This window comes from Nitrosopumilus sp., assembly GCF_025699255.1.
Taxonomy (GTDB): Archaea; Thermoproteota; Nitrososphaeria; order Nitrososphaerales; family Nitrosopumilaceae; genus Nitrosopumilus.
Genome location: NZ_JAILWA010000001.1, coordinates 158,658 through 181,557, shown reverse-complemented (window position 1 = coordinate 181,557; position 22,900 = coordinate 158,658). Strand labels below are relative to the sequence as shown.

Genomic DNA, 22,900 nt, shown 5'->3' with positions numbered 1-22,900 from the left:
ACAAATGGTTCAAAAGTAGTCCATTTTGAACACAAATTCCTTTAACATCTTTTCTAGTTTTAAGAAATTCAGAAATGACAAAACTACAGTCAAAACAAAACAAATTGACTTCAAGAAGAGCAGTTGCTCCCGTTATCGCAACACTTCTTCTGGTAGCAATCGCAGTCGTTGGTGGAAGTATTGTCTTTGTGTTTTCACAAGGATTCTTTAGTTCCGCACAAATTAGTGGTGCCCCAACAATTGAGTCGCTCCAAATTAATGGATATGACGCAACTGATGTGACTAACCTACAATTACACGATGGTGGTTTAATTGATCAACAAGCAATTCCAACAGTACTATCTGGTGGAGCAAATGATGGTCTATTGACCGGTGAAAGAGTTGCAATCTATGTGACTAACCAAGGTGTATCACAAGCCGCATTAACTGAGGTACGATTTGCTGGTAGTGTATATACATATGCAACCCAAGGAACACTAGAAACATTTGATGCAGATGTAGTTCTGCTTCCAAACTCCTTCACAATCATTGAAAGAGGTGTCGCACTAGACATTGCAGATGTTTCACAAAACCCAACTGCCGTAATACAACCAGGTCAACAAGCTACACTTCTACTTGAATTGGAACAAGATGTTTCATTTGGTAGAGATGCACAGATCAAACTAACTACAGCTAACGGTGCTGTGTTTGTTGGAACTGTCGTAGCTGGACAACAAAGTGGATAACTCCACCCTTTTTTCATTTTTATGAAAAAAAACGGAGTAAAATGAAAAATGGAGAAAAAGATGAAAACAAAAAAACCAACTATGTTCTTTCTTGCACTAATCTTACTGTTTGGAATGAATATCCATTCTGCATCTGCTCAAAATTTAGAAGCTTTATCTGATTATTCTATTAAACTAGCAATTTCACCAGATCATTTGGAAAGTGGAGTTGCAGAACATCCTGTTGGATATCTATATGTTCTAAGTAAACATGGTGTTCCAATCACCTCATCTTATGATGTTCCTGTGAGTCTAAATTCTGATGATCCCACCATTGCATCAGTTCCTAAAAAAGCAATTCTCAAAGCCAATGAAGAATATGTGACATTCCCTGTAATTACTGGTGAAACATCCGGTAAAACAACTATTACCGCAAGTTTGAATGGAAAAACAACCTTTCAAAAAATCCAAGTAGGTACTGATGAAAGTTACCTACCTGATGATTTGGTTTTGGAATTAAATCTGCCTACATCTGAAATGCACGTAAATTCTGAGATGCCTTTTTCAGTATATTTGACCACTCCTGATGGAGTATTGGTTAGGGCTCCTGATGATATTGATATTTTATTAGATCATGAATCTTTGGCCACTCCAAATTCTGAAACATTGAAAATTAAAAAAGGCGATTATTATGCTTGGGGTGTATTATCTACACATGAAAAAATAGGAAATACCTTCTTACGTGCAATACATGAAGAAACTGGACTTGATGTTGCAAAAAGTGTAAAAATTTCTTCTACTTTGCCTACTGCCATTAAAATTTCAGTATTTCCAAAATTAATTCCTGCAGAGATTGATAGAAAATTGAATATCTTTGTAACTGTTGTTGATTCAGAAGGAAATCCAACAAAAACTCCTGATAATATTCCGTTGGAATTTTTTTCTAGTGAGCAATATCCTATAGGTGAGAAATTGAAAGATTTTGGAATTTCTGAAAAACCCGTTATTAAAAAAGGACAATTTGGATATCTACTCCAAGAAAAGTTTAGTTTGCAAAATTTACTTGAAAATGATATTTTGATAGGTGTGACATCTCCTGGATACGGAACTGCTACTGACACTTTTCGAACTGTAGGGACTTCTATAGAGGGAATCAACAATATAAAAAGATCTATGAACCAAGTATTTGATTATGGTTTTGATATAAAAAATTATGATCATACTGTTGGTGTATATGGATTAGAGAATATTCCTAGCAATTCTTCTGCATTCTTTACATATCAATTATCTATAATTGAAGATGATGAAGATGATGATGGTATTCGTCCTGATGGAACTCCTATCACAATTCATCCTGAATGTGCTGAACAAAATGATGAAAGTGGGGGTTCTGATGATGATGTAGAACACAATTCTAATTTAGATTTTGAAGAACGAATTCTGTTTTCTGTAGATTGTATGGATGATGAAGGACTATATCCTGTCCAAGCAGCAGAAAATCAATACAGTGATGGTTATGTTCAACAAATTACTGTAATTTCAAGTGATGATGATTTAGCAAAAATTGAAGATGGTGGTAAAATAACAAGCTCTTATTCTTTTGGTACTACTGAAATTTCCACAGGACAAAAAACAGGCCCTGTAACTATTTCTGCTTCTGTAAATGGTGTTGGCACTGGCTCATTTACAACTAATGTTGTAAACACATTGGAACAAAAAGAAGTTAGAATATTTTCTCCCATTGGAGAAGATAGTATAATTTTTGATCGTGATGGATTTTTTGATGTATTTTTAATTGCACTTGATGGAAAAGAGCGACCAAAAGTAATGAAAGAAACTGAAAAATATTTGATCACTCCTACAAATGGTTTAGTGGAAATTGAAAAAGGAACCACCTTTACTTTTACTAAATTACGTAGTGATACATTTGATGTGGCTGTAGAGGAAACACGTGTCACGTTAACTGTTGAACCTATAGGTGAAAAAACAAATTTTGATTTAGAAGGGTCTAAAACTTTTGTAACTCAACCTTCTTCCAAAATACAAGTTTTCTTACCTCTCTCAAAAATCAATTCTGAACACACTCACAATCTTGGAATGGTCCAATTAGTTGACTTACAAGGAAACCCTGTGATTCCAAAATTACCTGTAAAATCAAAAATTACCTCTTCTGTTGATGCTGTAGTACAAATAATTGATGATGCGATAATACCTACTGGTACATCATATGCTACATTTCCTATTAAAACTACTGGAAGTGTAGGGAACTCTATAATTTCTGCCAGTGCTAAAGGTGTTAATGGCACATCAACACTGATTACCACTGCTTCATCACAAACTCAATTGCAAATTTTTACAGGTGGTTTAGCTAGCGAAATTAAAGTAGATGAACCTACCGAATTCAGATTATTTGTAGATGATGAAAATGCAGGATCTGTTCCTGGTGCCTCATTAAAAATAATTACTGGAGATGATGCTATTATTACTCCTGAAGTTGTTAGGACAAGCTCTGATGGCAGTGCTATTGTTAGTTTGACTGCATTTGAAGGCCCTAACATTTCATTTGAGATTATTGCTACTGCTGAAGGTTATGCAGAAGGAAAAGATTCATTCACTGTAAATGTTGATGCACCGGAAAGAGTTTTCGATTCTATTGATTTAGAATTGCCTGAATGGATAATTTACATTGTAATAGGCGGTATTTTGATGGTTGGAGTTATTGTATTTTTGTTCCTACGAAAATCTAAAACTGATTTAGAAGAAGAATGGGAAGAAGAAGAATTATAATATGTTCATAACATATCGTTTGTTCATATGAACACATCATAAGAATATATGATTTTTCTAATACATACAATTAATGACAAAATCACTATTTGTAATGTTTGTAATGTCTGCATTACTGATTGGCTCAATCACTATTGGCTCTACTGTTTTTGCAGATGACAAATATTCAAAATACAAAGACTATGATGACAAAGAACAAAAAAAATACAATGACTATGAAGAACACAGTCGTGACAAATCCCAAAAAAACTATTCTGCAAACAACAATTTCATGTCCAAAACTGATCCTGATTCCAGAATTTATGTAAATTCTCTCTCTTTTGAATTTGATAAACCTGAATTACATGATAGTTGTGACAACATTGCACCTCCTTGCATCCTGATAGATCCATTGAATATGGAAAATGAAGTATTCATTGCAGACCCTGAGTTACAAAATACTAGGACACTTATTCAGGTAAATGTACACGAACAAAATAATTTTCCTTCAGATGTGGATGATATTTTTGAATTCCCTGAGTGTTTTATAATCACTTTGGCAAATTTTAATGGTATCAATGGAGTGTTAATTGAATGTGGGTTTATTGAGACTGGTATAATTGATGTTACTTATTCGTTCATTGGACCAGATCAAAACTATTCTGACGACAAACACGATAGTGACGACAAACACGATAGTGACGACAAACACGATAGTGACGACAAACACGATAATGACGACAAACACGATGATGATTCGTCTTAATCTCTTCTTTTTTTATCTCTACAAATTCCACAAAGATATTTTTTTAAAAAATTATCTAGTTCAATTTTAAATTCTTTTGTGTGGTAGTATTTTTCACTTGTTTTTAATCCTCCTGGAACTTTTTTCCCACACTGTACGCAGTGAATTTCTGCTTCAAATTTGATAGTTTTCTCATTTTTTGAGATTTTACCTATGTTCATATGTTCTGTTTTTATCTATTTTTGTATAATTTTTACCTTATTCCAAAGTCATGAATATTATATTGAGAGATAAACAATTTGTTTGATGCTTTCTGTATGGTTTAGGGTCATTCGAATAAGATTTCTTCTTGCGTCTGTGATTGCAGTCTCAGTTGGATTGTCATTAAATTGGTGGCAAAATCAATCATTAGAAGTTTTTGAAGCTGCATTAACTTTTGGGGGTGTTATGGCTCTTCATGCAAGTGTTGATTTGCTCAATGATTTTTGGGATTTCAAAAGAGGAATTGACACTAAAACTAAACGAACAAAGATGAGTGGTGGAACTGGTGTTTTACCTGAGGGATTACTTCAACCTTCTTCTGTATATCGTGCGGGTATTGCGTTTTTAATAATTGGAGCTATAATTGGAAGTTACTTTGTAATTACTGATGGGATTACAATTGCAATCATTTTGGGATTTGCAATTTTGTCTATCTACTTTTATTCTACAAAAATTGTTGATTCTGGCTTAGGCGAATTCTTTGTAGCTGTAAAGGGTTCTATGATTGTTATTGGAACTTATTTTATTCAATCTGGGGAAATTACTTTAGAATCTATACTTGCAGGTATAGTTGTAGGTTCTTTATCTTCTTTGGTTCTTTTCATTGCTTCTTTTCCAGATCATGATGCAGATAAATCAAAAGGAAGAAAAACCCTGGTTATTGCATTAGGTAAAAAAAGAGCGGCAAAATTCTTTTGGGTTTTTCCTATTCTTTCTTATTTGACAATACTAATTGGTGTTTTTACACACCTATTTCCTATTTTTTCGCTTATCACCTTATTTGCAGTTCCTTTGATGATAAAATCTGCCATTGGGCTAAAGAAAAATTATGATTCTGTAGATGAATTAATTCCCTACATGTCTTCAACTTTGATGTTTGGAAGAATTACTGGTGCTCTTTTTGTAATTGGGTTTATCCTAGGACTATAGTGCTTTAGACATAAATTTAGTAGTTGATTGTACTTATTTGTGATTTCAGGCAGTGCAAGTTCCGATGGAACTCAAAAATTTGCTAAAAATTCAGACACTAATCAAGACAATTTCAAGTTATTTGAAGAGTTAACTCTATCAAATGTTGGTATTGGAACATATCTTGGTGATCCTGATGCTCATACAGATGAATTGGTCACTAATGCAGTTAAACAGTCTATTCTATCTGGAATTAATGTAATCGATACTGCAATAAACTACCGATCCCAAAAAGCTGAACGCTCAGTAGGTAAAGCTATCTATGAATTAACACAAGAAGGAAAGATCTCTCGTGATCAGATATTTTTGTGCTCCAAAAATGGCTATGTTACAAATGATGCTGATGTAAAACTTGGTTTTTGGGAATATGTAAAAGAAGAATATTCCCAAAAAGGTGTAATTAACGAGGGCGATGTTTCATCTGGGTATCATTGTATGACCGTCCCATATCTCTCTGATCAATTAGACCGGAGTTTACAAAATTTGAATGTTGAATGCATCGATTTGATGTATCTTCATAATGCTGTTGAAGGCCAAATTAAAGATACATCTAAAGAAAAATTTTTAGAAAATTTAAAATCTGTTTTTAAATTATATGAGCAAAAACGCAAAGATGGAAAAATAAAATTTTATGGCATGGCTACTTGGGAATGCTTTAGAGTCTCTCCTGATAACCCTCAGTATCTCTCATTGGAAGAAACAGTTAACATGGCAAAAGAAGTTGGAGATGAAAATCATGGCTTTAGATTTATCCAATTACCTTACAACATGAATTTTGATCAAGCTTTACTTGCAAAAAATCAAGTATTGGGAGAAAAACATGTGTCTATTTTGGAATCTGCAGTACAATTGGGAGTTGGTGTATTTACTAGTGTTCCTTTCATGCAGGGACGATTGCTGTCTCCCGGTGTAATGCCTGAGTTTAATGAACTAAAACCATCATTGCGTGCTTTGCAATTCATTCGTTCAACTCCTGGAGTTTTAGCTCCTTTAGTTGGTCAAAAATCTATAGAACATGTTTCAGAGAATCTTGAAATAATGAAAATTCCTCCTATGACTGAAGATGAATTTCTTTTATTGGTCAAAAAATTAACATCTTAGTTTGATTAATTATCAGCCTCAAATTTTTGTATAAAGATAATAAATGAGTGGTATTTAGAGTGACATAGTAATTTGTCTGCAAAAATTTATGACTATTCCAAAATTTGTGATTTGATTCTGACCATTGATCCTAAAATCCGGTTTGCTGGAGTGATTAACGAACGTGGTCGTTTAGTTGCTGGTGGAATGAAAGAAAATGTAGAACCTTTGGAAAGTGAAAAAGATGATGAAATGATTTTCATGGAATTAGCTTTGCGTGTAAAAATGAGAAAAGAATTCGATAAACAGCTTGGACCGGTTAATTTTGCAATGGCCTCTCGAGAACGAGCACTTGCTATTAGCGTAATCATAAATGATGATATTTTGTATGTTGTAGCTGAACCTGATTCTGACTATGGCTCTCTGCCTAAAAAAATTATTGCCATCATAAATTCTTGATTTTTTGAATTTCCATTTTTGGGACTTTATGATCTTCTTAATTAATCCTGATTTTGTTTTTGTTTCATGGTTTCTCAAGAAAAAATTGATTCTGATATTTTAGCAATGTCTGAATTAACTAAGGAAATTAAAATTATTGTACAAAATACATTTGATCAAGGCCGTGAAGATTTATCTCTTCTTGATATTGAATATGTGTTAAAATTAACTTCTGATGTAACCAACAGGATCAAATTACAACTTCAGGAATTAACAGTATGAATTCTTGTAATAATAATCATAATCCGTTGTATAAAATAAAATACAAAACTACCCGTGGAAATGTAAGTGAATGGGTTGTATGTGAACAATGTTTTGGAAAACAAGACTTTTTTGCATGCTCTGAAGAAATCGAATCTATTGTATCTTTAAGAGATTCATCACTTGACATGAAAGTTGAACAACTTTCAATCTTGACTGAAATTATGACAAAAAAACTACGAAAAATTCTTCTAGTTTCTTAATTTGAATTTCTTTAGCTGAAACTATAAATTGAATCCTTTAGTGGAAAATTTGTGCCAGTAGATCCTGTATGTGGAATTGAACTTGATGAAGATTTAGCATTGCTTCATGAATATAGCGGAAAAAATTTTTATTTTTGCTGTAATGGCTGCAGAAGAATTTTTATCAAAAAACCTAGAAAATACAAAAATAATGTTTAGATTGGGAATGCTCCACACATTCTACAAAATTTTGATTTTCCCACATGATGTTTACAATATGGACATGATTCTTCAGATTTAGATTCTACAGGAGATCCAAATAGTTTTTTATAAATTTCATAATAATGCATTGATTCTCTACTTCTTATCACCACCCCATCATTTTTTTCAACTGTTAATTTCTTTTCAACAAATTTCTCTTCACCTATGATTGAATCAAATAGGTTGGTAAGCCCTGCGGTTCCTGATCCGTCTTGCATTGGTGATTTTTCTCTCCATGCTATTTGGTACGGAATTTTTTTCTCAAAAATTTTCCGTAAAATCCATTTTCCATGGCGTTTCCCATTCTCTTCTTTTATTTTTAGATTGACTGGAATACTTTCTGCATTTCTTTTCACTTTTTCATTAAGAAATGGGGATTCTACAGTAATCCCTAATGCTTTACCTATTTTCTGTGTGGGAAAATGCATGACTGAGCAAATTCGTTTAATTTCTTTTTCTAATTCCTCTTCTGATTTGCTTTTGAGAAAGCTATATCCGGCAAACAATTCATCTGCACCGTCTCCTGTAATGATTGATTTTTCCCCTTTGTCTTTTGCCCATTTTATTGCAAGATACATGACTAAGTTATTTCGAATCTCAATATCGTTAAAATTTTTTAAAATTTTTATTGTTTGTTCTATTGCTTCAAGAATTTCTTCTGTTTTGACATTGTATATTGTTAGAGGTAATTGTAATTCTTTTGAAATCATTTGGCAATATGTCAAATCCGTAGATACAAAATCTTCTGCTATTACAGATATTGCTTTAGGTTTTCGTTCTTTTAATAAATATGCAATAATGGAACTGTCCAGTCCTCCTGACAATGATATTAGATTTGATTTACATTCTTTACATGATTCATCTATATCACTGTAAAGTTTTTCATAAATTTCTTCCACCCTTCTCGATGTATTCTTGAAATTAAAATAGATATGCCTAATGGGACTAGAATTGAAAACACTACATTGCAAACTTTAAATTCTTTATCAAATTCTTGAGGGATATGCTACTTCCTGCTGAGATAGAATCTAAAACTTTAATCCCAGCTTTACGTGCTATTCTTGCTAAAAAACTTGCAGAAGATCATAATATACGGGAAGATGAGATTTCAAAAATGCTTGGAGTAACTCAAGCTGCCATTAGCAATTATATCCGTGGAACAAGGGGTGATCCTTCTTTAATTGCTAAACTTTTAGCAGAAAAACAAGTTGCAACAATGATTGATGAGCTAAGTGATAATCTTTCTTCTGATTTGGCATATACTCCATCAAGTCTGTCAAAATTTATTGGATTATGTAATTACATTAAATCCAGTTTGCTTATTTGTGAAATTCATCATAATTTAGAATCTGATATTGATGAGCAAGTGTGTAAAGAATGTGAAAATATGTTGCTAAAAGGACCTGGCAGCGTTTACTAATTCTTTGTTAATATAATCTCGATTGTTGATGTCATATTTCCTATTCCTGCAGCTGCAACTGTGTCCAAAATAATTTTTTCAACTTTGGACTTATCTTTTAACATTTTTTCAGTAATGATGTTTGCTACTGCCACTGCGTTTGGTATTGAATTACCTTTTGATTTTAAAATTATTTTATTTTTTTTGCCTAATGCTTCTAAAACATCTAGAGCTGACTGCATTACAGGATAATTTCCAATTTGTAATGTGGTTTCTTCAGACTTTTGGGTCTGCTCTTGACCACGCAGTTCAGTTGTCTCTTCCATGAGCATTATTCAATATTTAGAAATTTTATGTTCTTTTAAGTTTTATCGACCATTGATTCATTTTTCAAAATAATCAATTGGGATGTTTTGGTAATCTCCATTTGGCAATACTCTTCTAATCGTAATTGGAATTACTCTTTCTTCTAATTCTTCCATGGAAATATCTAATGATATTCTTGCTGTTTTAGGAATTGGTATGAATGGTGGTGCTCCTAATGATAATTGTAAAGCTCTTGCACCCATAATTCTTGCTTTTTCAAATCTTGTTAATGTAGGTGGTCCAATCGTAATTTTATTTTTTTCACATGGTATTTCTACAGGTTCATGCTCTTCAATTTTTTCAACAACTTCTCTTTCTTCGATTTCCTTAATTCTTTTTTCAAGGTTTTCTTGTTCTTTTTCAGTTAATGGTTCAACAAGATCTTTTCTGTCAATTAATTTTCGATATGTATCTAATGCTTTGTTTAATCCTGCATTCTCTTCAACTTCTGACTCTACTTCTTCTGGTTGTGGAGCTTCAATTAATTCAGGTTCTTGGGCATCAGACAAGTAAGAAAATTTTCTTAAAACGTTATATAATCTAATCATTTTAAAGTACGAATTGAGTACATCGTCAGTCTCTAGAAAACAACTAGTTTTGGAAATTCGAGGTAAGGCAAAAATTTCATGTGATTTAAAACGACATTTGTCCCCCAGAACTGTTGGAATCATAATGAGATCTTTACCTTTGGAGGGACATGCTCATTTGCTAGGCAAGAGTATTTTGTATTTTGAAACCAATGTGGATAGTGGGATTGAAAGATCTAAAACCGAATTCAAAAAAGGAGATGTGGCATTTCTACCTTCTACTGGCAGCGTTTGTTTTTTTCTAAATGATGCTGTATTTGCAAAAGCTATGACTCCTATTGGAAAATTGAATGGAAATGTGGATTTACTAAAGGATGTTAAATCTGGTGATGTATTGTGTATCTATGAAGACACTGCTTGATACAAATGATGGCCTGAATATCCGCCAACTCTTTTTACAATTCCCTTGTTTGCTGATTCTCTTAGAAATGCATTTGCAGCAGATATTTTGACTCCTGTTTGTCTTGCAAGATCTTGAACGGTAACAACTTTGGAATTTTGAATTATTTTCAAAGCTTGGGTTTCATCTACTTTAACAGTGATCTCGGCTTTCTTTGGTCCGCCTTCTCCTTTGTCTTTCTTTTTCTTTGTATCTTTGACTCCTGCTGATTTGTCTTTGTTTGCAGCAGTTGGTTTTTTTGCTCCACCCATGACACAAGAAAAAAATATTCCTCTTATAAACGATGAACCATAACCTTTCTTTTCTTTTTATTTTTGTAAAAAATATGGGAAATTATTTTCAAGTATAAATAACATCTTGATTATTGTCTTTTATGGGAATAGTGTCTAAAGGTGCAAAATGTAATTTTGAAGGGTGTGATCAAGATGGTGCCCGTTCTCTAAATACTAGTAAAGTGGAGAATGCAGGGCTACGCGTAAACTCTACTGGCAAAAAAACAGTTCTATGCAAAGAACATTACAAAGAATACAAAAAAGAATCAAAGGATGATCGTGACCTAGAACGAGCACGATTTAACAAATTTTAGTTTTTCTTTTTTGATTTTTTTAATTTATTATCTGGATGTTTAAAATAATCATCACTTAATTTTTTGTATAGTTTATCAAGTTGCTTGTACAATCTTTTTGGTTTTCTGGATTTTTGATTACTTAGCACGTATAGTGCAAGTATTGGAAATGCAATAGTCGCATCTGCATATACTGTCACCATGCCATTATGTGCATCTTGAACTTTTCCCCAACTTTTCCCCTCTTGTAAAGTAGCTCCTGATAATCCTCCTGTATCTGGTCTGGCATCTGTTATCTGGATGATGTAATCTTGTCCTCCGTCATCTCTTTTTAGAATTTGATCTAAAAGAGGTCCGGTTTGTTGAGCTGTGTTTTTTGGCACTCCTCCACCTAATTCTAAAATTCCTGATTTTTTTGAATCATACAAAATTGCAGCTTGCTCAATTATCTCTCTTACAAAATCTAAATTGTATTCTTTATCTTGTAATCTATGAACTGCTAGATTCAATGCTAATGATGAATCTTTCATTGTTGAAATGTACACTGGGACATCGTAATCATAAGCTGTAGTGATGAAACTTTTTTCAGGATGTTTTGATTTTTCCTTACTGAGTTTGCCCATCAAATTACAAAATTCTGCCGTGGTGAACGGCTTATCTGGAAAGTCTTCTCCGTACATCTTTTGGACTAATTCATCTTGCGCTTCCAATGTTTCATGAAATTTTATGTAGACATCTCTAATTCTGACAATTTCATTTTCATATAGCTTCATATCATCAACATCAAAACTTCCTTGTTTTACTGGTAGTCCCCATGCAAAATGATCCTCATGATATACATTAGCTCCGGTTGTTACAATCCAATCCACAAAACCTCTTTCAATCAGTGTTTTGATTATTCCTCCAAATCCTACGGGGGTCATAGCTCCAGAAACTGTCAGGCAAATTGTTGCATTTTCTTGAATCATTTGTGCATAGAGTTTTGCTGCATCTCCTAACTGTCTTCCATTGTATCCTGAACTTGCAAAAACTTCTACTAAATCCTCGATGGTCATTTTTGGATCTAATTTTATGTGTGGGATATCTTTACCGTGAAACTTGTGAGGATCCATATATCAAAAATAATTTTTCAGTAAATAATACTATCGCAAAGATTTGATTTGAAATACTTGATTTTTTCATTTATTACTTATTTAGGAATGATGTTAATCAAAACAGAATGGATATAATTGATTTACACGATCCTGCAAGAGTCAATAAATCTCCAGATGATGTAGAAGTTTTAATGTCTTCTGGAAATTTCATTCAAGATGAATTTGTTATCACTCATGTTGAATTGCGTCTATATCTTGAAAGACACGATGAAAAATTGGGTGACTTTTCATTAATCACTTCATTTGTTAAAACCAATCATGGTTCAATTGAAATGATTTATGATGAAGGCTTTCGTGGTTTGTATCCTCTCAAGCGAGCATCTGAATTTCTAATTTCAAATCTAGGTATTTCTGGGCTGATTTTACGTTCAATTATTGTGCTGCGAGAAAAAATCTGACCTTTTTTAAGAGTTGGGTGATTTTTCTAATCTTAATTGTAATTACCGTAATTTCTTTTTTTGACACAGAGTATTATTACTGATGATTGCTGCTTGTTCCTTAAGTAGATTTTTTGTTTTTTCTTCTCTATGAAACAATCTAGTAAAAAACAGTCATTGTTGTTTGTACTCCCTGTGCTAACAGTGCTTGTTTTTGGTTCCCTTGGAACAACTAATGTATTTGCAGAAGATGTAAATGATTTATTCCCAACTAGTGTTTCATCAGCAACTATTGATGCATTATCTGATGTATCAACAGTATCTCCAGACAGTCAAGCTCAAGTAATTTTTAGTGGTGAGACTGATGGATGGGCCATTTTTGGTGATCAGGCATTCCCTTCTAAAATAGTAATTACAGAAGGAAATGCAATTCATCAAAATAATGGAGTCTGGAAAGTAAAATCATCTGCAGAAATTTCTGTGGGTGATAGGATGGATATCCCATTAGAACTTAAAGGAAAAGCAGTAAATGGAAAACTTAGACTACATGGAACAGGAACATTGGATGGCGGTGATACTTTTAGAATTATTCTAAGAGGACATTATGCACCAGTGGCTGATTCTCCTGGATTCTTTGTATTGGATTTTTCTACTGCCAAAGTTCAGAATATGGAAAATGGCTTGAGAATCCCATTGTTTCAAAATGGTTTGATCAAAGTTGATCCTATCTTCTCTACTGATGATTTCGTTGCTGATTCCAACATAGAGGAATAATTCCTTTTTATTTTTTTAATATATTTTACCAAGGTTGTCCTTGTTTTTTTAATATGATTTTTCCTTTTTCTGACATTGTATTTATTGTACTTGAATCATATTTTGCATCAGAAAAATCTACATCAATTAAAATTGCTCCATCAAAGTTTGCATGTCTAAGATTTACTCCGCTGAGATTTGCTTTATTCAAATCTGTATTTCGCATATCTGCATAAAACAAATCTGCTCCTCGCATGTCTGTACTTCTTAAATCTGCTCCATACAATTCAGCATCCCATATCTTTGCATTTGACAAATCTGCTCCTCGCATGTCTGCCCCTCGTAATTTTACATAAAACAATATTGACCCACTTAAATCAGCATCAGTAAGATCAGTACAGCTTAAATCAGCATTATGGATGTCTCTATTTTTGAGATTTACTCCATTCATATTTGAATCAGAAAAATCTTTTCCAATCAATTCTTCATACTCGAAATTTACTTTTGTAAGATTTCTCTTTCGAAAAACATCTGATGGATTCATAGTTCATATTTTTATTTCACACATTTGAACTTAATTTAAAACGCTATGTGACTTAATTGTACAATTCTAATTCTTGCAAAACTTTACCCATGCTGTGTTTCCATCTTCTCATTTCATTTATTCCATGTGGTCTGTTTTTTTCTAACTCTTTTTTTTCTTTGATTAATTCTTGGTATCTTTTCTCATTTTTCTTTGCCTTCATATGTGATTTCTATGTATGATTGCTTAAATTTCATTATTAGTAAATTCCACCCGTATTTTTTCTCAATATTCCAATTTCATCATATTTTGTTCTTTATTTTGAGAATCGTATATTTATGCCCATTTTGAATCCCTAAACATGCGTATATTACAACTGCATTGTGATCATATTGAATATACTCCTACAAAAAAAGAGATAAAATCCGCCGAAGATATTGAAAACCCTCAAACTCAAAGATTAGAAGAACTTGTAGTTGTTTTTGTTGCAATAGAAGATGGTGATGATAAATCTGTTGCACAAAATGCCATATCTCAAATAAAATCCTCTATGGAAAAAATTGGCTGCAAAAAATTATTACTTTATCCATATGCTCATCTAAGCTCTAATCTTGCAAAACCTTCAATTGCAATTGAATTGTTAAAAGAAATGGAAGATGGTGCATCTGAACTTGAAGTATCTCATTCTCCTTTTGGTTGGACAAAATCCTACAAAATACAAGTAAAAGGACATCCGCTTGCAGAAAGTTCCAAAGTTGTTACAAAAAACTCTGAAATTTCTAATTCTGATGAGGAAATTACATCTGAAGCTCTTAAAGGTGAATCAAAAATTCGTTCATTTTGGAAAATTCTTTCTCCTGATGGAACTATGACAAACATTGGCGATTTTGATTTTTCCAAACACAAGAAATTAGAAGTTTTGGCAAAATATGAATCTGCAAAAATTCGTAAAGTTGATCAACCTCCGCCTCATGTTGGATTAATGAAAAAAATGGGAATTTCTGATTATGAACCTGCATCTGATTCTGGGAATATGAGATTTTATCCCAATGGACGATTAATCAAATCTTTGATTGAACGTTATGTGACTGATAGGGTTAAGGAGTATGGTGGATATGAAGTTGAAACTCCGATAATGTATGATTCAGAACATCCTAGTATGGTAAGTTACTTCAATCGATTTCCTGCTCGACAATACAATATTGATTCAGAGGGAAAAAAACTCTTTTTGAGGTTTGCTGCTTGTTTTGGACAATTTTTGATGGCAAATCAATATCAATTATCTTACAAAAATTTACCTTACAAACTCTATGAACTTACACGATATAGCTTTAGACGTGAGCAATCTGGAGAATTAGTTGGATTAAGACGATTAAGAGCATTTACCATGCCTGATTGTCATGCCTTTTGTAAGGACATGGAACAAGCAGTAGACGAGATAAAGATTCGTTTTGATCTTTCACAAAGTGTTCTTCGTGAACTTGGTATTGACGAAACTGACTATGATATGGCAATTAGATTTACTGAAGATTTTTACAATGAGAATAAATCTGCCATTGAAGAATTGGTAAAAAAACATGGGAGGCCTGTTTTAGTGGAAATGTGGAAAGAAAAATTCTTTTATTTTGTTTTAAAATGGGAATTTAATTTTGTTGATGGTCTTGGAAAAGCATCAGCATTATCCACAGATCAGATTGATGTTGAAAATGGAAAACGATATGGGATTGACTTTGTTGACGAAAATAATACAAAACAAAATCCTATCATATTACACAATTCTCCTAGTGGTGCAATTGAAAGAATTATCTATGCTTTACTTGAAAAGGCAGCAAAAGATTCCTATGAAGGACGTAAACCCCAATTCCCATTATGGCTGGCCCCTACCCAAGTTAGAATAATTCCTCTTAAAGAAGAATTTTATGAATTTGCTGAAACATTAAGTGATAAAATTTCTGCAAACAATATACGCGTAGATGTTGATGATAGAAATGAAAGTATTGGGAAAAGAATTCGAGAAGCTGAAAAAGAATGGATAAGATACATTCTGGTTATCGGTGAGAAAGAAGCCCATTCTCAAAATCTAAGCATTCGTGACAGAGAAACTGGAGATGTTAGAGAATTATCATTTGATAACTTTATTGAAGAATTTAATAATCAAACTAAAGGAAAACCTTTCAGCGGTTTGAATCTTCCAAAATATCTCTCCAAGAGACCAAACTTGATGGTGTAGAAAATGAGTTTTCTGGATTTATACATGAACAATAATCCTCTCATCACCTCTTCTGAGGATGACTCTGATCCTGTAGCCACCATATTTGGAATTCCTTTTGATGCCACACATTCTTACAAATCTGGGTGTAGATTTGGTCCTGACGCAATTCGTGATTCTTTTAATAATATTGAGATTTTTCATCCTGAATTAGGTGTTGATTTAGAAACTGTGAATATTGAAGATTTAGGAAATACCAGACATACAGTTGTTGCATCTGAAATGATTGACATGGTTAAAAAAATTACAACTGAGCTTGTGTCTAAACAAAGACAATTATTCATTTTGGGTGGAGAGCATTCTATTACCTATGGGACATACACCAGTTTTCCAAAAGAGACAGGATATGTTGTCTTTGATGCACATTATGATTTACGTGACGAATTTGCAGACATAAAGTTAAGCCATGCATCATATTTGAGAAGGATTGTAGAGGAGAGAGGCCCTGAAAATATTTTACATGTTGGTGCTAGAGCTTTTGTAAAAGAAGAGTTAGAATTTCTTACTGAAAATAAAATTAAAACCATTACTGATAAACAAATTAGAGAAGGCAAGGGTCCAGAACTTTTAAAAGATCATATCTCAAGTTTTGATTCTATTTATTCTAGTTTTGATCTTGATGTTTTAGATCCTGCATTTGCTCCTGGAGTTGGCAATCCCGAAGCTGTGGGAATTACATCTAGAGAATTATTTGACATGATTCATACTTTTGATAATTCTAAAATCACCGGTGTGGATATAGTTGAATTAAACCCTTATCATGATAATGGTTCTACTGCATCTTTAGCTGCTAAAATTATTTCAACCCTCATAGCAATCAATCTTTCTCAAAATTCCTAGTTTTTCATCAATTCATCATTATTTGACATACAACATAAAAAAATAATCAAACATGCAATCTTTTCATGATTATTGATTCAAAAATATTATTGCATTTCACTAATTTTCATTCTAGAATTTTGGTTTTTCAATGATTTTTTACCCTGTTTGCTTTGTTTTTGCTTCTGTTCACTTTATTAGATGGTATTTTGGGTGTATTTCGTGTTAAATAATCTGAGAGACTCTCTTCGTCCCACATTGGAAAAAATTGGAAAAGGATTTGCATCTACTGGTTTGTCAGCAAATTTTTGGACTTTTGTAGGATTGGGATTTGCACTTGCATCTGCAATAGTCTATGGAATGGGGGTTGAATTTGGATTGATTATTGGAGGTATTTTGTTACTGGTTTCTGGTTTTTTTGATATGGTAGATGGACAAGTTGCAAGAATCACAGGAAAGACCTCCAAGAAAGGAGAATATCTTGACTCTATGTTTGATAAAATTTCTGAAGTTGCTATCTTTTTGGGAATTTTGATTGGTGGATATGCTCAACCTTATCTTGTATTACTTGCAATCACTTTGTCTTTGTTAGTAAGTTATGCTAGAGCAAAATCTGATATCATCAACATAAAGCTTCAAGGTATAGGAATTGGTGAAAGAGCCGAAAGACTTTTGGTAATTGCAATAATTGGAATAATTGGTTTTATGGAATATGCTGTCCTTATTGTGGTTATAATTGCCGGAATAACTTTAATTCAAAGAATGGTTTTCACTGGAAAAAATATTAAAGATTAATCTTAACGAAGCTTTCCTCGTTTTCTTCTATTATCGGCAGATCTAATTTTAAGAATCTTAAAGTGTATTGCACATGATATACAGTAATGTTTCAATACTGTTGGTGATGCAATATATGCTCCTTGTGCCCGAAGTTCTTTTGCCAAAGTATGTTCCACCAAATTTAATTTTGATGTAACTTTTTTTGCTTTGTCTTTTGGGACTGTCTGACCACAGTTTGTACATTGAACAACTCCTGAGGATCCTTTTCCTCCTTTTGTACGACCTCGACTTGCACGTTTAAGTGGCATGCACATGAACTAATTTGCCTACTTATATTCTTGTAGAATCTTACAAAAAAAGCATTTTTGTGCCTAAATTATGACAAAAAATCCTCTATGTTTTAATTCTAGATCGGTTAAATTCTATTGATATATCATGCGTGGTTTGTGCCATACTTGTCTCAAATCTGGAGTTGAAATAGAGATAGTGAAAGGAGAGATAATCTGTCATGACTGCATGTCTGAAATCAATGCAAATAACTAAATCTATACTAAAACAAATTTAAAAAATGAAATTATCTGTGTTCTCTCATTGTGCAATTGATACAATTACTATAGGTGAAAATAATTATGAACAAATTGGTGGGGCTGCATGTTATTGTGGGATTACTGCTAGACAATTCAAATTTGATGTTGATTTGTATACGAAATTTGGACCTGATTTCCCAAAGCAATATTTAACTGAACATAAAATCAACTTCCACAATTCAGAATCTGAAAAAAATACAACAAAATTTGCAATCAATATTAATGGCTCAGATAGAACTCTGAAACTTGAAAATGAGTGTGATCAACTTGATTATTTTAAAAATAATGCTGATGGGCATTTAGTTAGTCCTATTTTTCATGAGGTGTCTGACGATGTCTTTAAAAAAATCAAAAATGATTCTAATTTTCTTTTTCTTGATCCTCAGGGATTTTTAAGACAAAAAGATCCACAAAATAATGTATTCTTAGAAAAAACTAATCTGGATTTATCTCATGTTAATGCAATCAAAGTAAATCCTGAGGAATCAAAACAAATTGTCAATGGAACTAATGATGAAATGATGATTGCATTACAGAAGAAAGGAATTGATTATGTGTTATTCACAAATAAAACCGATGTTTCGTTATTGGTAAAAGATAAAATCTATTCGATCACTTTGCCCAATAAACAAATTCATGACACAACAGGTGTTGGTGATATTTTTTGTTCTACTTTTACATGTACTATGCTTAAAGAAAAAGACTTTTTGTGGGCACTTTGTTTTGCTGGAGGTGCTGCTCAGGCTGCATTAGAATCTAATAATGTTGGACTACAAAAAATCCCTAAAAAAGGAATCGTTGAAACTAATGCCTCGTATTTTTACAATCTAGTAAAATTTAGAGATTTGTAATACATTATTCTTTTATTATGGCAAATTGATTGTTTCTTCTATGCAAATAGGCATTTATGGTTCCGGCACAACTGAATCTGCTTCAAAGACCATCAAAAAAATCCTTGATGAATCTGGAATCAAATCTTTTACTCTGACAAAATCAAAGAACAAGCCTGCTGATTGCATAATTGTATTAGGTGGTGATAAGGGCGTTCGAAATTATTTTCATAGGACTTTTGATTCTACTTTACCTGTTTTGGGTATTAGTGAGGGTGAGGCTAGTGGATTTTTGGCACAAATTGAACTTAAAGAATTTTCTACATATGTGAATGTTCTAAAAAAACAAAACTACACTGTTGAAGAAGTTCCTAGATTGGGTGTTAAAATTGATGGAAAAAATGTTTACCCTGTTCTAAATGATGTAGCTGTTTTTTCATCAAAAAGTGCAATGTTGATGGAACATACATTGCGTGTTAATGGTGATGAAGTTTGGCACGATAACAGTGATGGTATTATTGTTTCAACGCCTATTGGCTCTTCTGCATATTCTATGTCAGCTGGTGGACCCGTACTTTTTCAGGATTCTGCAGTTTTTGAAATTATTTCTGTAAATTCTCTTGACGTTACTCGTAGACCAATTATTGTTTCAAATGACAGCTCTATTGAAATTGATGATATTTCTGCACGATTACATTGTGAAGTAGTTCTTGATGGACTAGATAGATACAAAGTAAACAAAACTGTTGAATGTACTCAGTTTTTCCCTCCAGCTAAAATCATTCGTTTGAAAAAAGATTCTACTGCAATTTCTGCACTGGCAAAAAAAGTTCATTTGGCTGAGGAATTGTTAAGCATGCCTCCTAGCTCTAAACTATTATTAAAAACACTAGAATATGAAGGGGCTCTTACTCAAAAAGATTTAGCAAATAAAACATTACTTCCTGATCGAACTGTTAGGTTGGCGTTAAGTCATTTATTAAAAAAAGGTTATGTCAAAAAGAAAGTTTCTATCCGGGACGCAAGACAAAAAATTTATGAAATTTCTAAAATTGAATAATTATTAATCTTCTTTGGTAAGATTATTGGTATGTGACTTTTCTTTTGCAGTAGCTTCATTGATTCTTTCTTGGAGATCTTTTTTAAAACATTCTTCTGAACAAAATTCTTTAATCCCAACCTCATATCCTCTACCACATCTCTTACAATCCCCCATTACTCTATTTTTCTGACTGTGTATGTTATTTACATAATCTTAGAAATTCCCATTTTTGGAATTTATTCTTGGTAGTGAGTGTGAATTTTAATTGAAAATAACATTCTTCTGCTAAATCAGTAAATATTTGCAAGAGTTTTCAAATCTAAGAATGAAATTAAATTATAATTGATATTGATTTTTGGCTGCATCAAATCATTTTCTTTATTGGTGTGTCCTAGTCCTAATGCATGACCTAGCTCGTGTCTAATTATTGATTCTACTTCAATTTTATTAAGTTCATCTGTGTTGTAGATTGTTATCATTGCTCTTTGAATATTTCCATTTTTATCATAAAATAGATTTGTATATCCATTATAGTTGTTTGAACTTGATTTGTCTTTAAGATGTATTGTTATTGCTTCTACACTTTCTAGTTTGTATTGAATTTCTAATGTTGGAACTTTTACTCCAAAAGATTTTGAAATTTCCTTAATTCCTTCATTCCATCCTAAAAATAACGTTCTTGAATTTTTTACTTCTTTTGAATTAATAGCATTTTCAACTATGTCTACTTGATTTTGACTAACTTTTGCATCTCTTACTATTAAAACTGGGATTTTATCATCAGGAATTTTTTTCCATTTTCTTAACTCATTCCATTGATCATCCTCTTCAGAAAAAATATCTAATGGTGTGATGATTGTTATTGCCGCTAAGCATAACAATATGATGTATCTCATAAAGTATGAAAATCATAGCATATATTATTCATAAGTTTGTAATTAGTATTACAAACATATCTTCATACTATTTCTATTTCTAAAAACACTATACTTGTTTTTAGGCATAATATTTTACACCAAATATTGTAAAAATTTCAACATCGATTCAATTTTTTTCAGAAGATGCCTTGACAAAAGCTGAAAATGCTTCTTCTGGGAATCCTGGTCTACTGTTAAATTCTGGGTGAAATTGCACTCCGAGATAAAATTTATGAGAAGGAATTTCTAACATCTCCATTCTTTTTCCTTTATCGCTATCTGCCGAGAATATTAATCCATTTTTCTCAAATTCTGGAATGTATTCCTTGTTGATTTCATATCTATGCCTGTGGCGTTTGCTAATGGTAGTTGTGTTGTATATTTTTTGAGCATTTGTATTTTCTTTTATGAATACTTCATTAGCTCCTAATCTTAATGATCCCCCCATATCTGAAATATTTTTTTGTTCAGGAAGTAAATCTACAATTGGATTTTTTGCATCTCTTTTAATTTCTGTTGAATTTGCATCTTCTAAATTCAAAACATTTCTTCCAAACGCAATTGCTGCAAGTTGGAATCCAAAACATATGCCCAGATATGGAATGTTCTTCTCTCTGGCATAATTTGCAGTTTGAATAATTCCCTCGGAACCTCTAGTTCCAAATCCTCCTGGAACTAAAATTCCATCATAATTTGACAGTATACTATAATCTGTAATCGATTCAGAATCTATCCAATCTATATCTATTGATTTATCAATACTTGCTCCTGCATGTCTTAATGCATGATTGACACTTACATAACTGTCTGTTAATGTCACATACTTTCCAACCATTGCTATTTTGATTTTGTTGCTTTCATGATTGATCATGCTTTTTGCAATTTCATTCCATTTATCCCAATTAGATGATGCGTTAACCATCCCTACTTTTCCAAACTTTGTAAATATAGAATCCATTATTCCTTGATCATATAACATCTGAGGAACTTCGAAAATTGATTTTGCATCATGACATGATAACACATCATTTGTAGTGACATTTGTAAACATTGCAATTTTCTTTTTTGTTTTCTCTTCTAATGGTAAGGTGCATCGAACTGCCAAAAAATCCGGCTGAATACCAATTCTTCTTAATTCTTGAACGCTGTGTTGAGTTGGCTTTGTTTTTTGTTCTCCAACTACATCTAGAGATGGGGCTAGTGTTACATGCACAAAAATTACGCTTTGTGGTCCTTCTTCTACTCTCATTTGTCTTAATGCCTCTAAAAATGGAAGTGATTCAATATCTCCTACAGTTCCTCCACATTCAACTATCAAAAAATCTAATTTTTCATCATCTGCAATACTTGTTATTCTATTCTTGATCTCATCTGTGATATGCGGTATGATTTGAACACATGCTCCTAAATATTCCCCTTTCCTTTCTGCCTCTATTACTGATGAGTATACTTGTGCAGTTGTAATGTTGTGACTTTTAGGTATGTTTTGATTTAGAAATCTTTCATAATTCCCTATGTCCATATCGCACTCTCCTCCATCTTCTGTGACAAAGACCTCTCCATGTGCTACTGGATTCATAGTTCCTGCATCATAATTTAGATATGGATCTATTTTGATACACGATACTTTTTGATCTGCTAATTGTAAGAGTTTTGCAATCGAGGAAGTTGTTACGCCTTTACCAAGGCCAGACATCACACCACCTGTGACAAAAATAAACTTTGTCTGCACATTCAACTAATGTTTGTCTAGTTTTTGTATGTTTTGTCGATCTTGATCAATTGAAATACTGGATATTATTTAATTA

At 32.6% G+C, this 22,900-nt stretch carries 31 protein-coding genes; 19 read left to right on the top strand and 12 right to left on the bottom strand.

The annotated features are described in order from the left end of the window. The first annotated feature begins 74 nt into the window (after positions 1–74). From K5781_RS01265 to K5781_RS01255, 3 genes are all read left to right on the top strand, one after another. Positions 75–725, top strand: a complete 651-nt coding sequence (locus K5781_RS01265) for an archaellin/type IV pilin N-terminal domain-containing protein (protein ID WP_297439884.1) — start codon at positions 75–77, stop codon at positions 723–725. Positions 726–785: 60 nt separating this feature from the next. Next, on the top strand, positions 786–3,491 hold the full coding sequence (locus K5781_RS01260) for a hypothetical protein (protein ID WP_297439882.1): 2,706 nt from the start codon (positions 786–788) through the stop codon (positions 3,489–3,491). Positions 3,492–3,564: 73 nt separating this feature from the next. Beyond that, entirely contained in the window at positions 3,565–4,236 is a 672-nt protein-coding gene (locus K5781_RS01255; RefSeq protein ID WP_297439880.1) for a hypothetical protein, read from the top strand. Here the strand turns inward: K5781_RS01255 and K5781_RS01250 are convergent. Continuing rightward, positions 4,233–4,436 (bottom strand): hypothetical protein, encoded by a 204-nt coding sequence (locus K5781_RS01250; protein ID WP_297439878.1) that lies wholly within the window; start codon positions 4,434–4,436, stop codon positions 4,233–4,235. The genes K5781_RS01255 and K5781_RS01250 overlap by 4 nt on opposite strands. Positions 4,437–4,521: 85 nt before the next feature. On the opposite strand from K5781_RS01250, the gene K5781_RS01245 reads away from it, so the two are divergent. From K5781_RS01245 to K5781_RS01220, 6 genes are all read left to right on the top strand, one after another. After that, entirely contained in the window at positions 4,522–5,406 is an 885-nt protein-coding gene (locus tag K5781_RS01245) for a prenyltransferase (RefSeq protein ID WP_297440196.1), read from the top strand. Between the two features lie 39 nt (positions 5,407–5,445). Continuing rightward, positions 5,446–6,546, top strand: coding sequence for an aldo/keto reductase (locus K5781_RS01240; RefSeq protein ID WP_297439876.1), 1,101 nt, complete (start codon positions 5,446–5,448; stop codon positions 6,544–6,546). Positions 6,547–6,618: 72 nt separating this feature from the next. Further along, the gene (locus tag K5781_RS01235; protein WP_297439874.1) at positions 6,619–6,984 is read left to right on the top strand and encodes a DUF6659 family protein; all 366 of its coding nucleotides are present in this window, start codon (positions 6,619–6,621) and stop codon (positions 6,982–6,984) included. A 66-nt stretch (positions 6,985–7,050) separates the two neighbouring features. After that, positions 7,051–7,245, top strand: coding sequence for a hypothetical protein (locus tag K5781_RS01230; protein WP_297439872.1), 195 nt, complete (start codon positions 7,051–7,053; stop codon positions 7,243–7,245). Further along, positions 7,242–7,487: a hypothetical protein gene (locus K5781_RS01225; RefSeq protein WP_297439870.1), complete on the top strand. Its 246-nt coding sequence runs from the start codon at positions 7,242–7,244 to the stop codon at positions 7,485–7,487. The genes K5781_RS01230 and K5781_RS01225 overlap by 4 nt, the downstream gene beginning before the upstream one ends. Positions 7,488–7,538: 51 nt before the next feature. After that, on the top strand, positions 7,539–7,685 hold the full coding sequence (locus K5781_RS01220) for a YHS domain-containing protein (protein WP_297439869.1): 147 nt from the start codon (positions 7,539–7,541) through the stop codon (positions 7,683–7,685). Here K5781_RS01220 and K5781_RS01215 read toward each other — a convergent pair. Further along, positions 7,682–8,626 (bottom strand): asparagine synthase-related protein, encoded by a 945-nt coding sequence (locus tag K5781_RS01215; protein WP_297439867.1) that lies wholly within the window; start codon positions 8,624–8,626, stop codon positions 7,682–7,684. The genes K5781_RS01220 and K5781_RS01215 overlap by 4 nt on opposite strands. A gap of 104 nt (positions 8,627–8,730) precedes the next feature. Here K5781_RS01215 and K5781_RS01210 point away from each other — a divergent pair, with 104 nt between their 5' ends. After that, complete coding sequence (locus K5781_RS01210; RefSeq protein WP_297439865.1) at positions 8,731–9,147, top strand: helix-turn-helix domain-containing protein; 417 nt, start codon at positions 8,731–8,733, stop codon at positions 9,145–9,147. On the opposite strand, the gene K5781_RS01205 is transcribed toward K5781_RS01210, so the two are convergent. Both K5781_RS01205 and K5781_RS01200 read right to left on the bottom strand, forming a co-directional pair. After that, complete coding sequence (locus tag K5781_RS01205; protein WP_297439863.1) at positions 9,144–9,458, bottom strand: DNA-binding protein; 315 nt, start codon at positions 9,456–9,458, stop codon at positions 9,144–9,146. The two genes, K5781_RS01210 and K5781_RS01205, sit on opposite strands and share 4 nt — an antisense overlap. A gap of 51 nt (positions 9,459–9,509) precedes the next feature. Beyond that, positions 9,510–10,001, bottom strand: a complete 492-nt coding sequence (locus tag K5781_RS01200; protein WP_297439861.1) for a DNA-directed RNA polymerase subunit K — start codon at positions 9,999–10,001, stop codon at positions 9,510–9,512. Between the two features lie 88 nt (positions 10,002–10,089). Here K5781_RS01200 and K5781_RS01195 point away from each other — a divergent pair, with 88 nt between their 5' ends. Then, entirely contained in the window at positions 10,090–10,440 is a 351-nt protein-coding gene (locus K5781_RS01195) for a cyclophilin-like fold protein (RefSeq protein WP_297440194.1), read from the top strand. On the opposite strand, the gene K5781_RS01190 is transcribed toward K5781_RS01195, so the two are convergent. Further along, positions 10,422–10,730 carry a MarR family transcriptional regulator gene (locus K5781_RS01190; RefSeq protein ID WP_297439859.1) on the bottom strand — a complete coding sequence of 103 codons (309 nt, stop codon included), beginning with the start codon at positions 10,728–10,730 and terminating at the stop codon, positions 10,422–10,424. The two genes, K5781_RS01195 and K5781_RS01190, sit on opposite strands and share 19 nt — an antisense overlap. Positions 10,731–10,852: 122 nt before the next feature. Here K5781_RS01190 and K5781_RS01185 point away from each other — a divergent pair, with 122 nt between their 5' ends. Next, positions 10,853–11,065, top strand: coding sequence for a hypothetical protein (locus K5781_RS01185; protein WP_297439857.1), 213 nt, complete (start codon positions 10,853–10,855; stop codon positions 11,063–11,065). Here the strand turns inward: K5781_RS01185 and speY are convergent. Then, entirely contained in the window at positions 11,062–12,156 is a 1,095-nt protein-coding gene (gene speY, locus K5781_RS01180) for a deoxyhypusine synthase (protein WP_297439855.1), read from the bottom strand. The genes K5781_RS01185 and speY overlap by 4 nt on opposite strands. Before the next feature lie 107 nt (positions 12,157–12,263). Here speY and K5781_RS01175 point away from each other — a divergent pair, with 107 nt between their 5' ends. Both K5781_RS01175 and K5781_RS01170 read left to right on the top strand, forming a co-directional pair. Then, on the top strand, positions 12,264–12,596 hold the full coding sequence (locus K5781_RS01175) for a hypothetical protein (RefSeq protein WP_297439852.1): 333 nt from the start codon (positions 12,264–12,266) through the stop codon (positions 12,594–12,596). Between the two features lie 129 nt (positions 12,597–12,725). Beyond that, positions 12,726–13,349, top strand: coding sequence for a hypothetical protein (locus K5781_RS01170; protein WP_297439850.1), 624 nt, complete (start codon positions 12,726–12,728; stop codon positions 13,347–13,349). Positions 13,350–13,374: 25 nt separating this feature from the next. Here the strand turns inward: K5781_RS01170 and K5781_RS01165 are convergent, their stop codons facing one another. Next, the gene (locus tag K5781_RS01165; protein WP_297439848.1) at positions 13,375–13,872 is read right to left on the bottom strand and encodes a pentapeptide repeat-containing protein; all 498 of its coding nucleotides are present in this window, start codon (positions 13,870–13,872) and stop codon (positions 13,375–13,377) included. A 52-nt stretch (positions 13,873–13,924) separates the two neighbouring features. After that, positions 13,925–14,074 (bottom strand): hypothetical protein, encoded by a 150-nt coding sequence (locus K5781_RS01160; protein WP_297439846.1) that lies wholly within the window; start codon positions 14,072–14,074, stop codon positions 13,925–13,927. A 138-nt stretch (positions 14,075–14,212) separates the two neighbouring features. Here K5781_RS01160 and K5781_RS01155 point away from each other — a divergent pair, with 138 nt between their 5' ends. The 3 genes from K5781_RS01155 to K5781_RS01145 all read left to right on the top strand — a co-directional run bounded on the left by K5781_RS01155 (position 14,213) and on the right by K5781_RS01145 (position 17,734). Further along, the gene (locus K5781_RS01155) at positions 14,213–16,081 is read left to right on the top strand and encodes a threonine--tRNA ligase (RefSeq protein WP_297439845.1); all 1,869 of its coding nucleotides are present in this window, start codon (positions 14,213–14,215) and stop codon (positions 16,079–16,081) included. Positions 16,082–16,084: 3 nt separating this feature from the next. Continuing rightward, the gene (gene speB, locus K5781_RS01150; RefSeq protein WP_297439842.1) at positions 16,085–16,960 is read left to right on the top strand and encodes an agmatinase; all 876 of its coding nucleotides are present in this window, start codon (positions 16,085–16,087) and stop codon (positions 16,958–16,960) included. 201 nt (positions 16,961–17,161) lie between these two features. After that, a complete protein-coding gene (locus K5781_RS01145; RefSeq protein ID WP_297439840.1) occupies positions 17,162–17,734 on the top strand; it encodes a CDP-alcohol phosphatidyltransferase family protein in 573 nt (190 codons plus the stop codon). Between the two features lie 2 nt (positions 17,735–17,736). On the opposite strand, the gene K5781_RS01140 is transcribed toward K5781_RS01145, so the two are convergent. Then, positions 17,737–18,024: a 30S ribosomal protein S26e gene (locus K5781_RS01140; protein WP_297439838.1), complete on the bottom strand. Its 288-nt coding sequence runs from the start codon at positions 18,022–18,024 to the stop codon at positions 17,737–17,739. Between the two features lie 260 nt (positions 18,025–18,284). On the opposite strand from K5781_RS01140, the gene K5781_RS01135 reads away from it, so the two are divergent. Then, positions 18,285–19,154 (top strand): PfkB family carbohydrate kinase, encoded by an 870-nt coding sequence (locus K5781_RS01135; protein ID WP_297439836.1) that lies wholly within the window; start codon positions 18,285–18,287, stop codon positions 19,152–19,154. A gap of 40 nt (positions 19,155–19,194) precedes the next feature. Further along, the gene (locus K5781_RS01130) at positions 19,195–20,193 is read left to right on the top strand and encodes an NAD(+)/NADH kinase (protein ID WP_297439834.1); all 999 of its coding nucleotides are present in this window, start codon (positions 19,195–19,197) and stop codon (positions 20,191–20,193) included. 3 nt (positions 20,194–20,196) lie between these two features. Here the strand turns inward: K5781_RS01130 and K5781_RS01125 are convergent, their stop codons facing one another. From K5781_RS01125 to pyrG, 3 genes are all read right to left on the bottom strand, one after another. Further along, on the bottom strand, positions 20,197–20,349 hold the full coding sequence (locus K5781_RS01125) for a hypothetical protein (protein WP_297439833.1): 153 nt from the start codon (positions 20,347–20,349) through the stop codon (positions 20,197–20,199). A 116-nt stretch (positions 20,350–20,465) separates the two neighbouring features. After that, complete coding sequence (locus K5781_RS01120) at positions 20,466–21,056, bottom strand: matrixin family metalloprotease (protein ID WP_297439831.1); 591 nt, start codon at positions 21,054–21,056, stop codon at positions 20,466–20,468. Positions 21,057–21,219: 163 nt separating this feature from the next. Then, positions 21,220–22,824, bottom strand: a complete 1,605-nt coding sequence (gene pyrG / locus K5781_RS01115; protein ID WP_297439829.1) for a glutamine hydrolyzing CTP synthase — start codon at positions 22,822–22,824, stop codon at positions 21,220–21,222. Positions 22,825–22,900: the final 76 nt, after the last annotated feature.

Coding starts and splice junctions, on each gene's coding strand:
- K5781_RS01165 (WP_297439848.1), bottom strand. CDS start 13,872: ATGAATCCATCAGATGTTTTTCGAAAGAGAAATCTTACAAAAGTAAAT.
- K5781_RS01140 (WP_297439838.1), bottom strand. CDS start 18,024: ATGCCACTTAAACGTGCAAGTCGAGGTCGTACAAAAGGAGGAAAAGGA.
- speY (WP_297439855.1), bottom strand. CDS start 12,156: ATGGATCCTCACAAGTTTCACGGTAAAGATATCCCACACATAAAATTA.
- K5781_RS01190 (WP_297439859.1), bottom strand. CDS start 10,730: ATGGGTGGAGCAAAAAAACCAACTGCTGCAAACAAAGACAAATCAGCA.
- K5781_RS01260 (WP_297439882.1), top strand. CDS start 786: ATGAAAACAAAAAAACCAACTATGTTCTTTCTTGCACTAATCTTACTG.
- K5781_RS01205 (WP_297439863.1), bottom strand. CDS start 9,458: ATGCTCATGGAAGAGACAACTGAACTGCGTGGTCAAGAGCAGACCCAA.
- K5781_RS01255 (WP_297439880.1), top strand. CDS start 3,565: ATGACAAAATCACTATTTGTAATGTTTGTAATGTCTGCATTACTGATT.
- K5781_RS01245 (WP_297440196.1), top strand. CDS start 4,522: ATGCTTTCTGTATGGTTTAGGGTCATTCGAATAAGATTTCTTCTTGCG.
- K5781_RS01170 (WP_297439850.1), top strand. CDS start 12,726: ATGAAACAATCTAGTAAAAAACAGTCATTGTTGTTTGTACTCCCTGTG.
- K5781_RS01175 (WP_297439852.1), top strand. CDS start 12,264: ATGGATATAATTGATTTACACGATCCTGCAAGAGTCAATAAATCTCCA.
- K5781_RS01210 (WP_297439865.1), top strand. CDS start 8,731: ATGCTACTTCCTGCTGAGATAGAATCTAAAACTTTAATCCCAGCTTTA.
- K5781_RS01185 (WP_297439857.1), top strand. CDS start 10,853: ATGGGAATAGTGTCTAAAGGTGCAAAATGTAATTTTGAAGGGTGTGAT.
- K5781_RS01230 (WP_297439872.1), top strand. CDS start 7,051: ATGGTTTCTCAAGAAAAAATTGATTCTGATATTTTAGCAATGTCTGAA.
- K5781_RS01135 (WP_297439836.1), top strand. CDS start 18,285: ATGAAATTATCTGTGTTCTCTCATTGTGCAATTGATACAATTACTATA.
- speB (WP_297439842.1), top strand. CDS start 16,085: ATGAGTTTTCTGGATTTATACATGAACAATAATCCTCTCATCACCTCT.
- K5781_RS01265 (WP_297439884.1), top strand. CDS start 75: ATGACAAAACTACAGTCAAAACAAAACAAATTGACTTCAAGAAGAGCA.
- K5781_RS01225 (WP_297439870.1), top strand. CDS start 7,242: ATGAATTCTTGTAATAATAATCATAATCCGTTGTATAAAATAAAATAC.
- K5781_RS01125 (WP_297439833.1), bottom strand. CDS start 20,349: ATGGGGGATTGTAAGAGATGTGGTAGAGGATATGAGGTTGGGATTAAA.
- K5781_RS01155 (WP_297439845.1), top strand. CDS start 14,213: ATGCGTATATTACAACTGCATTGTGATCATATTGAATATACTCCTACA.
- K5781_RS01250 (WP_297439878.1), bottom strand. CDS start 4,436: ATGAACATAGGTAAAATCTCAAAAAATGAGAAAACTATCAAATTTGAA.
- K5781_RS01160 (WP_297439846.1), bottom strand. CDS start 14,074: ATGAAGGCAAAGAAAAATGAGAAAAGATACCAAGAATTAATCAAAGAA.
- K5781_RS01130 (WP_297439834.1), top strand. CDS start 19,195: ATGCAAATAGGCATTTATGGTTCCGGCACAACTGAATCTGCTTCAAAG.